This is a genomic window from Cytobacillus sp. FSL W8-0315 (genome assembly GCF_038002905.1).
Classification (GTDB): domain Bacteria; phylum Bacillota; class Bacilli; order Bacillales; family Cytobacillaceae; genus Cytobacillus; species Cytobacillus pseudoceanisediminis.
Genome location: NZ_JBBOOC010000005.1, coordinates 1 through 13,168, shown reverse-complemented (window position 1 = coordinate 13,168; position 13,168 = coordinate 1). Strand labels below are relative to the sequence as shown.

General features: G+C 34.0%; 17 protein-coding genes and 1 rRNA gene. 8 read left to right on the top strand and 10 right to left on the bottom strand.

Annotation, left to right across the window (positions count from 1 at the left end):
- From MKY20_RS28560 to rrf, 3 genes are all read left to right on the top strand, one after another.
- A partial coding sequence (locus MKY20_RS28560) for a tyrosine-type recombinase/integrase (RefSeq protein WP_341004490.1) occupies positions 1–296 on the top strand: 296 nt, incomplete at its 5' end.
- Between the two features lie 201 nt (positions 297–497).
- The gene (locus MKY20_RS28555; RefSeq protein ID WP_341004489.1) at positions 498–644 is read left to right on the top strand and encodes a hypothetical protein; all 147 of its coding nucleotides are present in this window, start codon (positions 498–500) and stop codon (positions 642–644) included.
- A gap of 174 nt (positions 645–818) precedes the next feature.
- Positions 819–931 (top strand): 5S ribosomal RNA (rrf, locus tag MKY20_RS28550).
- A gap of 231 nt (positions 932–1,162) precedes the next feature.
- On the opposite strand, the gene MKY20_RS28545 is transcribed toward rrf, so the two are convergent.
- From MKY20_RS28545 to MKY20_RS28525, 5 genes are all read right to left on the bottom strand, one after another.
- The gene (locus MKY20_RS28545; protein WP_341004488.1) at positions 1,163–1,852 is read right to left on the bottom strand and encodes a MerR family transcriptional regulator; all 690 of its coding nucleotides are present in this window, start codon (positions 1,850–1,852) and stop codon (positions 1,163–1,165) included.
- A 419-nt stretch (positions 1,853–2,271) separates the two neighbouring features.
- On the bottom strand, positions 2,272–2,757 hold the full coding sequence (locus MKY20_RS28540; RefSeq protein ID WP_341004487.1) for a YjdJ family protein: 486 nt from the start codon (positions 2,755–2,757) through the stop codon (positions 2,272–2,274).
- Positions 2,758–2,897: 140 nt separating this feature from the next.
- Entirely contained in the window at positions 2,898–3,215 is a 318-nt protein-coding gene (locus tag MKY20_RS28535) for a hypothetical protein (protein WP_341004486.1), read from the bottom strand.
- 112 nt (positions 3,216–3,327) lie between these two features.
- The gene (locus tag MKY20_RS28530) at positions 3,328–3,525 is read right to left on the bottom strand and encodes a hypothetical protein (RefSeq protein WP_341004485.1); all 198 of its coding nucleotides are present in this window, start codon (positions 3,523–3,525) and stop codon (positions 3,328–3,330) included.
- Entirely contained in the window at positions 3,512–4,162 is a 651-nt protein-coding gene (locus MKY20_RS28525) for a sigma-70 family RNA polymerase sigma factor (protein WP_341004484.1), read from the bottom strand. The genes MKY20_RS28530 and MKY20_RS28525 overlap by 14 nt, the downstream gene beginning before the upstream one ends.
- Before the next feature lie 192 nt (positions 4,163–4,354).
- Between MKY20_RS28525 and MKY20_RS28520 the strand changes: the two genes are divergently transcribed.
- Together MKY20_RS28520 and MKY20_RS28515 are read left to right on the top strand one after the other, a co-directional pair.
- Positions 4,355–4,519: a YvrJ family protein gene (locus tag MKY20_RS28520; protein WP_341004483.1), complete on the top strand. Its 165-nt coding sequence runs from the start codon at positions 4,355–4,357 to the stop codon at positions 4,517–4,519.
- Between the two features lie 133 nt (positions 4,520–4,652).
- On the top strand, positions 4,653–5,069 hold the full coding sequence (locus MKY20_RS28515) for a hypothetical protein (RefSeq protein ID WP_341004482.1): 417 nt from the start codon (positions 4,653–4,655) through the stop codon (positions 5,067–5,069).
- Between the two features lie 38 nt (positions 5,070–5,107).
- Here MKY20_RS28515 and MKY20_RS28510 read toward each other — a convergent pair whose 3' ends face one another.
- Positions 5,108–6,259 (bottom strand): CamS family sex pheromone protein, encoded by a 1,152-nt coding sequence (locus MKY20_RS28510; RefSeq protein WP_341004481.1) that lies wholly within the window; start codon positions 6,257–6,259, stop codon positions 5,108–5,110.
- A gap of 548 nt (positions 6,260–6,807) precedes the next feature.
- On the opposite strand from MKY20_RS28510, the gene MKY20_RS28505 reads away from it, so the two are divergent.
- Both MKY20_RS28505 and MKY20_RS28500 read left to right on the top strand, forming a co-directional pair.
- Positions 6,808–7,218, top strand: coding sequence for a hypothetical protein (locus tag MKY20_RS28505; protein ID WP_341004480.1), 411 nt, complete (start codon positions 6,808–6,810; stop codon positions 7,216–7,218).
- 231 nt (positions 7,219–7,449) lie between these two features.
- On the top strand, positions 7,450–7,632 hold the full coding sequence (locus MKY20_RS28500) for a hypothetical protein (protein WP_341004479.1): 183 nt from the start codon (positions 7,450–7,452) through the stop codon (positions 7,630–7,632).
- Between the two features lie 257 nt (positions 7,633–7,889).
- On the opposite strand, the gene MKY20_RS28495 is transcribed toward MKY20_RS28500, so the two are convergent.
- The 4 genes from MKY20_RS28495 to MKY20_RS28480 form a co-directional block, all read right to left on the bottom strand.
- Positions 7,890–8,684 carry a hypothetical protein gene (locus MKY20_RS28495; protein ID WP_341004478.1) on the bottom strand — a complete coding sequence of 265 codons (795 nt, stop codon included), beginning with the start codon at positions 8,682–8,684 and terminating at the stop codon, positions 7,890–7,892.
- 491 nt (positions 8,685–9,175) lie between these two features.
- On the bottom strand, positions 9,176–9,583 hold the full coding sequence (locus MKY20_RS28490; RefSeq protein WP_341004477.1) for a hypothetical protein: 408 nt from the start codon (positions 9,581–9,583) through the stop codon (positions 9,176–9,178).
- Between the two features lie 5 nt (positions 9,584–9,588).
- A complete protein-coding gene (locus MKY20_RS28485) occupies positions 9,589–10,563 on the bottom strand; it encodes a tyrosine-type recombinase/integrase (protein ID WP_341004476.1) in 975 nt (324 codons plus the stop codon).
- A 1,659-nt stretch (positions 10,564–12,222) separates the two neighbouring features.
- Positions 12,223–12,345 (bottom strand): hypothetical protein, encoded by a 123-nt coding sequence (locus MKY20_RS28480; protein WP_341004475.1) that lies wholly within the window; start codon positions 12,343–12,345, stop codon positions 12,223–12,225.
- 537 nt (positions 12,346–12,882) lie between these two features.
- Here MKY20_RS28480 and MKY20_RS28475 point away from each other — a divergent pair.
- On the top strand, positions 12,883–13,168 hold a 286-nt coding region (locus tag MKY20_RS28475; RefSeq protein ID WP_341004474.1), incomplete at its 3' end, for a tyrosine-type recombinase/integrase.

Sequence of the window (13,168 nt, the reverse complement as noted above, 5' to 3'; positions counted from 1 at the left end):
ACATAAAGACATTGGAAGGTACAGAATGGCTATTCCCGAGCCGCAAAGGGGATAAGCCTATCTCAAGAATACAGGCCTATAGACAGCTCAATAAAGCCTCTAAGATGATTGACATTACAGATGGAATCGGCACACACACTATGCGGAAGACATTTGGATACTGGTACTACAAAGAAACGAGGGATATTGCTTCATTGCAAAGAATTTTAAACCATTCTCACCCTGAGATTACCTTAAGATATATCGGTATTACGGATGAAGAAATTGAAAACAGTCTTTCTAGGTTTGTTTTATAAATAAAAAAACAGCAGCATCCTTCACTTATTTAGTTGCTTTAATGCTCAAAAAAGCTTCGTAATGATCATTTCATCAAAATTGAGATTCCCTACATTTTCTGAAACCCCCAATAATAAAAAAGAAAATATGGAAGTACCTTCAAATAAATGTTTTAATAAAAAAGGATGTTTTGCAGTCCCCTAGAAAGGGGGAACCACGAAATGGAAAAAAAGAACCACTCTCACACAAACAAGCTAGAAGAATCAAACACAAAAAAGTCCAATGGTGAAAAGTTTAAAAATGTCTGCATAGGCATAGCAGCCGTTGGCACAATGGTCTTGCCATATTTGCAATACTTCTTAGGTTAATCAACCAGTAGCAAAGTAAGCCATTCTCAGGGATTCGGTACGAAAGCTTCTTAGTAGGATTCGAATAGGTACAAGTAGGAGTTAACCGCCCAAAAGTATCGACAAGAATCACACAATGCAGGGCATCTTCTTTAATTTTTCAAGGGGCGAACAGAAGTGGAAGTTAAGATGAACTCTGGTGATTATAGCGAAGAGGTCACACCCGTCTCCATTCCGAACACGGTAGTTAAGCTCTTCAGCGCCAATGATAGTTGGGGTTTCCCAGCGAGAGTAGGACGTTGCCAGGCAAAACAAAAAGGACACCAAGCTTACCAGGCTTGAAGTGTCCTTTTTTAATTCTTGAACTTAATAAATCGAACCCAAATATGTTCTAAACGTTACGAACGCATAGACCATACTTCCAATCAATGTCCCTGTGTCTCAAGGGGGACCATGAAAAAAAAGCTCTCACACTTTTATTTTTGGTCTTACACTTATATTTTATACCTATAGCGATTATTATGTAAAGTAATTTAAGGCTATTTAACGGAATCTAATGGTAAACCCAGTTCTTCCCTTAATGTATTTTCGAAATGTGTATCTATATACTCCTTTACAAAACGATCACGTGCTCTTAAGTCTTCTTCCTTTCTGAACCACCCCGTCCTTCTAAATCTCTCTTCCTCTGGTTTTGTAGACCATATATTAAGGGCTTCCTCTTCTAACCGTGACTCTACACGTCTCTTTACAACCATTTCTCGAAACCTCTCCTCCTTTTCTTCTTCTGGAGATTTCGGTTTCGGAAGCTGTTTCAAAAGGCTTTCGTAATGATACTTAATTTCTTCAGATTGGGCAGCAGCCACTTCTTCAAATGTGACCTTTAACTCCTCCATAAGCCTTTCTTTTAAATTCTCTACATCAACAATCTGTGGTACATTTGTGGACTCATCGGATTGAACTGGGAATGGCCTTAATTCAAATTCATTTTTTATCTCGTTAAATATAGCACTTAAAGACCACTTCTCGTTTCTCTTTTTTTTGATAAAAGCAGCTAGTTCCAAATCTAAACTGTCATACACTTTTTCATTTGAGTCTTCTGTTCGAGAAACATAGTGAATTCGTTCTTCTTCTAATTTTTTAAACCATCCATCGACAGTGTTTATATGCAACTTATTCTCTTTAAGTAAATGTTTGATTTCTTCAACAAAATCGCTTATTTTCCAATACAATTACCTCACCCTTTGTGGATTATATATAGATTACAAACCATATGTAGACAACAAAATGTAGAGTACATATACTCAACATTCTACTTATAGAGTACATTTCCTTTTATAAAGTTTAAAGTTTGCAAATAAAAATAAACAATTGAACACTCATTTTATTGGACTCAGCATATAAATAACATTTGTGGTGGGAAAGGATCCCCATGCGTTAATTACTTTCTGTAAGTAGTTACCAGAGATCAGAATTCCCGTCCTTCTAATCTTCTTTATGTACGACTAAGGCCATCTTCTTGGAAGACGGCCTTTTTGCATACTTGATTATTTTAATGTGTCTCTTTATCAGTAAAAATATATCTTAGTTCATTCCAGGTGTAATTTGAGATGCTGCAACTGTTCTTTAGCTTGTAATTATATTTTATTAATCACTTCTTAATTAGGTTTAGTATTTTGCTCTTCGATTGAGTAGAAAACAGAGATGTTACTCCAATATATAATATACCGATTGCTAAAGAAACATAAAAAATAAATTGTGCTCCCTCTGTTCGAGAATTATAAAGCGCTAGAGAGAATAGGATGAGCAGTCCTCCCATGATGAAATTGAATATAGTAAATCCTTTTTTATATTGTTTTAGACAAACATATGCTAATAAAGTTAATAAATAAACACTATTAATTAACATAAGTAAAGGATAAATGGGTTTAAATTTTGCTGCATAGACAAAATAATCAATCACCGAAATATCTGCGGGATCATTTATTCCTCCCGAAAAGAGGTGTGTAAATGGAGTAGAATATTTCCATTCTGAAGGTCTATCTAATATCTCACTTCCTTCGTACCATGCCCCTAAGGTAGAGAATACCAAGAGGACAATTACTAAACCAAATTGGAAAATAATTTTATTAGACATAAAACTCCACCTTTATATTTTTTAAAGCTATTCTCCCTTTATGTTAGTGCGGTAATGGAATTAATACAACCATATTTATTTTCTTAAATCACATTAAAAAATAGAGAATCTGGAAATTCTCTATTTTTTAATGTCTAAATTTATGCAATTATCATATCTTCATGAGCTACTTGCCCCTGTCTAAGCCTTACAGTCCCACTTCCAGCATTTACAAGTTTTATTCTGTATGATTTCCCTCTAGGTAACCATGAAAGGTCAGCTTGTTTCCAGTGATAACCGGATGAAGTAGTTACTTTACCTACATAATTTCGATTATAATCGTAACATTCTACCGTTATCGGTTGATTTGTATCTTTTTCAAAATTAATATGTCGAGGGTTATAGAAACTTCCATTACCATTAACCCAAATGTAATTTGAAAAAGACGTTTCCCAAAATTGATAATACGCGTAACCCATGTAATATTCCTCCTTTATATTTCCCAACCTACTAGGGCCGGTTAATATTAAAGGTGAAAACGGAGAAAGAAAAAACAAATATAAGTTAAAACTTTTTTATGCAAAAAGAATTTTATAGTTTGTCTGTATATTCAAAAAAGCCAGGAACTGCTTCATTTAATAAAACATTTATTTTTTCGATTAATTTAATTCTCAGCTCTTGCGAAAGATCTTCCCTTTCATCAAAAGTTGTCTCTTTGGCATATCTTTTTATCTTGCTCTCTAGCTGGTTTATGATTACTTCAACTTCTTCTTGGTTATTTTTTCTCATTGAATCCCTCACTTTGAAAATTCTCAATAGATTCTTTCAATTGTTTCAAGGTTTTTTTGTGCCAATATGAAATGTTTTGTTCTGTTTGATTAAAAATACAACTAATTTCTTTATTGTTAAAACCTTGTTCATAATAAAGAAACAAGATCATTAATTGTTTATTCGTAAGTTTTTTTAAGGCCTTGTATAAGAGTTCATTTTCTGTATAAAGAAATTCTTCTTTTCTTAAAATCAAAGATTCTAATGATGGTTGTTTATTGTCAGAGATTATTTCTGTCATAGACATTGGAGAATAATCTTTTCCATTAATTGGTTTATTGATAATCAATGGAAATCTATTATTTCTTAAAGTTACTTTTTTATCGTAGTCGATAGAATACCTCTTAATTAGTCCAGTCATATATCTAATAACGCGGTTATACCGATAAAAATCTTTAAAATTTTGATCTAAAGCCTTTTTATTGTTTAAGTTAGGATTACTAAGAAATTCACAAAAAGTGTCATTATTTGATTCATCTACTAGAAATTCCTTTATAACTGAATTTCTAAGAATTTCTGGTAAACGTTTTTTTATCTTTTTAATTTCCGACTCACGACAAAGCTCTTCATTTGTACTCTTAGCACATAAGTTATCCATAAAAAACCTCCTCTTTTTCTATTAGAGGTGAAATAAGTATTAAATTAATAAAAAAAACAGGAACATACGTTCCTATTTTCTTACAAAAAATATAAAATTTCCACATTTTTATTATTTTTAAAGAGAATATTTCACCTTCTAATTTGTTAAGCTTTTAAGTCATTACATTTTCTTTTTAGGAGAGTGAGGAGATTGGATACAGAAGTGATTACTACATTGGATAATTTAGTTCCTATTATTGGTAACTTTGGATTTCCTTTAGTTTTAGCTATTTATTTATTGTTAAGATTCGAAAAGAAACTAGAATCTTTAACTGAAGCGATTAATCACCTTAACCAAGTTATTAAAAACAAGTAATATTATTAAAGGGAAAATGCCTCGAACCAAATAGTAGATTTTTCCTATTTGTTATTTTATTTACTTATTTGTATTATTTTGTAATCTACTTTGTTATACTACTATTATATTAAATTGGAAAAGGAGAAATAACATGAAGAAATGGCATCTTATTGCAATGACAGCTTTAACATTGGTTGCAGCCCCTAACCTTAAAGCTGAAGCTGCATCAATCGGTAGCGATACTATCTATGTAGGACACGATATGTGGGCAAGTGGATCTTATACTAAAAATATTCATGCTAAGGCTGGAAAAGTTAGAATATGTGCATATGGTGACACTAGTGGATCTACTACAAGAGTACACCTTGAAGAAAGAGATGAAGCTGGTAACGCTCCTGAATTCATAGCTCAAAAATCATCTCATAATTTTTACAATAGTTGTTGGGAAGTTAGCATCCCTTCTTCTCTAGTGGATGGGACAAATGCAAGGGCAGAACTTAGATTATATGCTGAACGTACTGATTCTTTCCAAAAAGGTAGAAATGTTGATTTTTCATTTAATCAGTAAGAGAAATGTTAAAGGAGAGAGGAATATTCCTCTCTCCTTTATTTATTATATATATGTGTTTTTATCTCTTGGCTAACCGGGTCCCAAGTAAGAACAGCCTCTGCTTCTTTTATACTTGAAATATTCACTTTTATTGGAACAGTATTAGGTATTACTTGAGATTGTATTTCTGCTCCAACGTATTGAATAAGGGCGATCAATTGAGGGTGAGATAGTCCAGCTGTTTCAATATCAATACTTAATTCAGATAATGATTCATCAATATAAAGTCCTTTCCCTAAAATTTTAATATTGAGGTTCGAAAAGTTCTTTTCTACATCATCTTTAAAGTTTTTAAAGCTTTCTGAAGAATATCTATCAATTTTTTCAGCATCACTTGACGGAAGCTCCATATACTTTTTATCAATATTCTCCCAATCATTTATCCCACTTTCATTTTCAGGAACAAATGTACCAGATAAAAATCTTCCTGGAACGACACTTCCTTGACTTTCCTCTTGATATAGAGTTAAGAAAATAGGTACATTTGGAATTTCTTTATTATTTCTAATTCTTTTTATTACCTTTTCAGCAATTTTTTCACCATATATTTTTACATCATTTATTCCGTTTTTGTTATCATCTACCTTTACTTTGCCACTATGAATAAGTCCATTATTATCACTTACTTGAAAATAATAATAAGAATTTAAAGATATAGCCAATGAAATTCCTTTTGTTTTTCCGTTCTCATCTAAGAAATTTTGTTCTAAAATATGAGAGACTATCTTAGGGTTGTCTTTTTCTTGCTTCAAAGCTTCCTCAACATTTTTAGAGCCTTTTATAGGTGGATTAAACCCTTCTGGCTCACTGGATTCTCTTCCAATCCATTTATTTATCGTTTCTTTATCTAAATATTGGCCTTCTTGAAAATAAAACTTTTCAGGCGAAAAGTGTTCCATTGAAAGGACCATTAGACCAAGTTCTATTTCATTTATATCTAAAGGATTATCAATATTATTAATTATACTTCCTCGTGCAATATTGAACTTTACAGGAGTTTTAACTTTATACATTTCTTTTCCTTGTGTAACTGGAGAAGGTATCTTTTGTCCGTTACTTTCTTGTTCTGGGATTACATCATTGCTAATACAAGAACTCAGTAATAGCAAGCTCGCTATTAGGATAATAACTACTTTTAAATTACTCATTTATTTAACTCCCCTATTGTACAGTTTTAACAATCGGTATTTTTCGCTAAGAAAGAGACTAACATATTAATTATACCTGAGTCCACAAGAGTACTTCATTTATCTATGGCCAAGCTTAAGGATTAATTGGAGATGAATATATAATGGATAAGAAAGATATGCCGCAAAATATTAAGAAAATAAACGATGATGAATTTTTGGAAATATAAACGAAGTATTAAAAGCCTCAGAAAATGACTAAGCACCTGTAAAACTTAGTTGTCTGCTGCACCTACTGAAAATCCCATTTTAAAAACTTAAACATAACACAGAGCAAATTTGGAAGTATGAGTGTTGTTTCTTATCTATTTCCCCCGGGGAAATTTCAATTCCAAATAGCATTGAAAAGCTGATTTAAAATTTTTCGGAAATTGCAGAAAGCGCTTATGTGGGTAGAACTTAATGCTGGTTATACTTCAAAAGCAATTGTTTTACTGTACTGTATTAATCCTAGAATTAATTTGGTATCTTTGTTAAACTTTAACAGACCAAAATAATTAGGAGGAATAATGATGAAAAGAAAAATATTTTTAAGTGTCGCTTTATTGTTTTCTATTTTTTTAATTACAAATTCTACTTCAGCTGCTGTAATTGAGAAAGATTCAATCACATTAAATTATCCTTACTACCCTTCTAGAACGGATAATACTGTTAATACTAAAGCTCTATACTTACAACCTGGAGCAAGCTTAGGAATCTACGTTAATTTAAAAAGCTGTAAAACTGATTTTGATTGGAGAGTTGTAGATAATAACGGAAAAGTAGTTTATTCAGGAAGCAATGATTTTAATAGAGTAGTGGGCGCTCCTGTTGGTTATTATTATTTAGAACTTAAAGGTGGAGCGAGTATTCCGGATGGCAGAGGCGGATATGAAGATTTCCCTTGTTCTGCAGATGGAATACTGAGCATTCAAAAATAACTAAGTTTATAAAAATAAAGTGCTACATTTTTGTAGTACTTTATTTTTATAAACTTAGATTGCAGACAAAAGACATCCGAAATACTCAATCAGGAACATTCTTTCAAAAAAGCAAATTCTATCCCATATCTATTATTACACTATTTCTAGACTTTCCCATGTTCAGTTGGACACTTTTAACCTAATCATTAAAATGAGAAATCCCTAATTTGAAATAGGCGGTGTTTATATATGAATGACCAACTATTTGAAGAGAAAGGACTCCTGACTCAAAAAATCCCTATTCAACAAAATTCAGCTGCTGCTTTTAAACACCTGGGTCCTACAAGGATTGTAAATGCTGATTCAAATTGTTTCTTATCTAATTATTTCGGTAAAACTTCAATCCTAAGTAGTACAAAAAAGCAGCAGTAATAGCTGTAAACATTAATCCAACAATAAGTTCATTACTCATATCGATTTTAATCCTTTCTCTATACAACATAAATTCAGCCGTAATCTTTTCTACAGAAGTATTGTTAAAAAAAGTAATCATCAACAATAGCATTTCCATAAGTGGAAATGCTTATGGATCTAGACATTCATGGGACAAAGGGATGTCTATTTTATTTTTGTCTATATGTTCATCGTTGGGTGAGAGTTTCACAATCCCTAATACCCAACGGGGTAATTCATTGTTCCAACCAATTATAAAACGGAACAGGCTTTCTTTTTTGAATGCCCAATAAATTCATAGCATTTGTTGATAATTCTTCCTGGAGTTGCTTCTTCTTTGCATTAAGACGACTGTTTTCTGCATAGATAGCCTGCTTTTCTAATGAACTGACAACTCTATTTATGTAGCTGGAGAGATATTTAATCGTACTCCCTTTATTTACAGTGTCCTGAACTCTATTTACAACATACTGAATAACTTTATTAGCATCACTTATATTAATATTACTTTCTTGTTTTTTAGGTATAGAATAGGTAGAAAGATTATTTTGACTTTCTTGCTTACTCCCAGAAGGGATTTCGGTGTTTTCTGTTTGGAAATCTGTATGGAAATCATTTAAGTTTAATCCTAGCAATTCCACCCAATAATTAAAATATGCATGATTAACAAACAGATAAATAGGCTTTCCTCGGCCATTACAGCGTTTAGCCCGTCTGTAAACTTTAATAACCTGTCCTAATTCTTCTAGCTCTTTAAATCTATTCCTGATTGTCTTGGTGGAAATTTCGTGCCTTGCTGCTAAATAGTCATCACCTGCATAGAAAAAACCTAACTCAGCACCAAAGAAGCAGATCATATCAAAGGTCTGCCGTGTCCCTTCTTTAAATAAATTCCATCTGTCCCCTATTTTATCTTTAATTCTTTCCAGGAGACTGTACTTTACTTTTTTCTTTTCCGTCTTTGTTGCTGCATAAGGCTTGTACGAAAGCATTTGGTTAAATTGACTTGTCTCTACAAAAACTGTTTTCATTGCGTTTCTCTCCCTTTTTAGGAAAAGAAAAAGACACTGATCCCAAAAATAAGCAGGGAAACAGCGTCTTTAAAATTTGCCAATTAATGAAATGCAATATTTTTTTCTTGAAACTAACAAGAATATGTCCTAAAATAGGTGGTACATATATGTTAGTACAAGAACTTCGACAGGTGTTTTCCCTAGTACTGGTAGGGTGAACGGTTTAAGAGTGTTGGTAGCACCACTTAAACACGTTGAGGTTCTTTTTCTTTTTCCGAACTATGTAGTTGTGCTAATTATAACTCTACAAATCTACCAAAGCAACGACAAAATAAAGTTTGCGATATACCGTAAACCCAAGAGAATTGCATAAAAACATCTCTTTTTGACGAAAAAGACAGGCTTTTATCTCGGGCAATCTGAACATACTTTCTATGACATATGTGCATTACCCCCCCCTCCTTTACGCTTATTTGCAGGTGTGTAAGGAATTCTAATTTTGTTTAAAGCTATTCTTTTATTAACTCAATGACATGTCCTATCTGTACATACCAAAGCTTACCTCGCTCAGAATAATCAATGGTTTCAATGGTATATTTTTCAAATTTACTATTGGCTAATTTTGATTTTAGTATTTCTTGAACCAATTCTTTTACATCTAAAATATCTAGGGTTCCAGGGATTCCGGAGACAGGAAATACTACATAATGCCAGGCAAAAAACTCATTGCCCTTGGTAATTTTCAAGCCTTGTCGAACAAATCTATTAAAGTGAATCTTCTCTTCCTTTAACCACTTTTTCAGAACTTCTTTTGTTTTTTTTAGCCCTTCTATATCATCTTTTAGAAATTCTATATATTCTGCTTGCTGCTTAATTTCTGCTTCTAACTCGCTTGTTTTTTGGTTATAGAGATTCATTTTGTTCACTCTCCTAAATATATCCTTGTGATATCTTCTCTGGAATGACCGATTAAATAACTAGTCTCAAGCCTTGCATCCTTCTCTGTTAAACCTTTACTAATAAAGCCTTCGTATTGTTCCTTCGCATAGGCATGCCTCATCGAGTGTATAGTTACGGAAACGTCTGATGGCCGGGTATTTAACGGATCATAGACTTTTTTACGGTAAGTCCTTATGAAGTCTTGGACCCGTTGAATTACTGTATGGGCTTTTTCCTGAGGGGCAACAAAAAGCTTTTCTCCTCTTCCAACTCCGGAAATAGCTTTTTTCAGAATTTCCCGTACTGGCTCCCTCAAGGGAACCTTTCGAACTAAACCACCTTTTCCTTTGAATGTTAAGAAATCCTCTTTCAGCGCTTTCTCAGCATCGCTTCTATCGAGCCTTACAATCTCATGAACCCTTCCACCTTGCTCTCTTGCTAATTGAATGATATGGGCCATTTCTGGCCTGCCAGAGGCCTTTGCAATGTTGAGTAGACTTTGATATTCAAATTCTGTCGGACGCCTGTCTACACCCCCAAAGGAACGCTTCTGCAGCTTGAATTCCGGGAAACATTTAGTTAGCTTTTTATTATCACTTAAATGATTACGAGTTTCTGGCTGCTGGTCATGAAAATATCGAATGGCAGCTAAATCCTGTTTGATGGCAGCTGCTGACTTTCCTTCAGATTGTCGATCAATTACATAAGCCACCACATGCTTATCTTTTATGTTAGCCAGCTTTTTTAGATTAAATTGATCAGCTAGGAATCGGCAGAATTGATCCATATGATTGTAATACTGACGCTGGCTTGTGATTGAAATGCCTTTTGAATGTTTTGCAGCCTTACTTAATTGGAGCATTAAGTTCTGATAAGCGCCCTTATTGCTGATGTCCTCGTTTTGTAAAGCGAATTCTTTGATCTGATCAGGTGTCTTGATCCATCCTCGTTTGGCCATTTATTTATACTCCTTTCAAAATGGGCATACGAATCCCACTGGTATTGTGAGGTGGTTATACATCAGTTTTACAAACTGATGTATCTGGCGCCTAGTACGCCAGGGAAAGCAGCGCCCTCCGGGACGCTGTCTATATGGACTTTCCGTATTCACTCCAAATCCATATAGACAGCGTCCCCAGATGTATCGCCCTGTTCAATTGTGTGTGTTGAGCACGAGTTTGCACGCTCCAAGCTAAAGCTTGGCCATTCCTTCGGAACGGGGTGCGATTCACTTATCCCAGCAGTTGCTAGGGTCTAGCTGCTCTGGCCAGACGAAGTGAGTGACTGCCCGCAGGCATGTAGACGTTTGATCTAACCGAATGTCACGACCGGTTTCAGCTTCTTAGATTTTCACGTGTCTTACCACGATTAGTCTCTTGCTCCCTTAGCTGAGGATGAAGCATTCGACTTCTTTGCTAATCCATTTCTCTCTTTCTCGGATTAACACCATAAGGCATTTCTCTCTCTTGGCCGATATGGATTTCGATATATATATAAAACCCGTGAAAATACAGAAAAACGAAGGCACGGGTACCTTCGTTTTTCTCCCTGCATCAGCAGTTTTGTTATGACCACTGATAATTTAATGACTTAATCCCTTATCGAAAATCTGAACAAGAAATCCAATAAATTATTATCATTGTCCTCCAGTAAGTTTTTTGAAATAAAAAATGCGATCTCTCGATCGGATTTTTTACACATCACCAAAAGGCATACTTCACCCTAAGTTTTGTTGTGTAAACCATCGGATCCAAAGATCGCATTGTTTGTTAACATCCCGCGCTTTCTTAATAGAAAGGCTTAAAAATAAAAAAGTAAAAAGAATATGACTAAATTATATCAGGAACCCCATGATTAAGAAATCAAAAGATTATAAAAGGACTTATAACTTGCGGAATTCATAAGTTTTGAATGCTAATAATTGACGGAAAGATAACATTGCTGTTCTTTAAGTCTGGAACCTAGCAAGGATTATAATAAAATCTTAATCAAAAACACCTCTTTTTATCTGGAGGGGTTTTTTGATTTATTGGTCACACACATTATAGGACATAGTGACAGGCTAGCTGATATAAACTGCAACGTAATTAGCTTTTGGCTTAGTCCCCCTCTTCCAGGAAAATGATCTATGCTGACTACTATATAGAAATATATCTAATTACCTTTCTACTGACCTCAGAGTAGGATAGGTTATATCGGTATGTAGCGTGAGAACTACGTTTACATTTCGTGGCATGGGGGAGTGGCCACTATGGCCACTTGGTGTCTTTCTATTTGCCTTCTGAGGCCTACCGTGTGATGACTGCTGGTAGCCTCCACTAAGGTCACCGACCTGCTTTAATCCGCACTATATGCACCTAATGTGGACTTTAAGGCAACAAAATTGTTCACATCTAGCGAATTGAGGTTTATAATGAGGGTAACAACGAGTTACCCATATTAGGATACTTACTGGTACCAGCTTAGTAAAATTTCCATAAAAAAAAAGACCAGGTCTGGACCACCTGATCTTTAAAAAATCTCTTAGAGGTTAGATTTTATGGGTTTATCTTACCTTGTTTAATGGAAACAATTATAGCAAAGTGTTTTTTTCTGGGAACTAACTTATTCGCCTAAGTTAGTTCTTTTCTTTTTTATTTCCAATATACCTGACAGGAAGAATAAATACGTTGGTTCCTTCTTCTGATGTCACAAAATTAAGTAAGTCAACAATCAAAGTCAGAGTATCAAAAATCTCCATCTCTGCCCCCCCTCTCTTACAAGGTAGGGCACCCCCAAAAATCTGTTCGTGTTGTCTATAATTATTATACCCTCTTACTCTATATTAACAAAGGTTTCAGAGAGTAAATATTTTCGACACTACTATATGTTGTGTCTGCTTTTTCTATATTTTTCATTTTAGCATACTGGTAGACCAACATGAGAACTCTAATATTAGTTTAAGGCACTTTCCAAAAATCTAAACCATATGTTAGATATTTACCCTCGACAAATAGTACATGGCAAAACTCCTGAGGAGTATTCCTCTGTTTTCCCCTGTGCTTTTTTCGAGGAGAATATTTTCATAAAGCTTAATTTCTATTATACCGGATTTGTCTTTATATTCTTTTACCATTTCGACACGACATTTAAATATGTAACATAATAGATAATAAGTTACATTCGATTAATTGAATTCGATAGACTTTTTTATTTTTTACGTGATAGAATCTTATTAACAAAATATGTTACATTCGAAATTTGGATTTTACTGAACTCAAGACAAGGAGGGAGAGCCATGACAGTTTTTAAGCCAGGAAGAAAAAAAGATGAAATTAAAGACGTGCAGCCAATTCGAAATTATGACCAGATTACCGACATGAAATGGGCGCTTAAACGATTTTGTGGGGAACGCGATTACATTATTTTTCTCTTGGGGATTAATACGGGTCTGAGAATCAGTGATTTATTGAATCTGAAAATCAAGGACCTGAAAAAGAAAAAGAAAGTGATCGTGAAGGAGGGAAAAACTAAAAAACCTCGTACTATTCACTTAAACAACATCTATGATGAGATAAATAGCT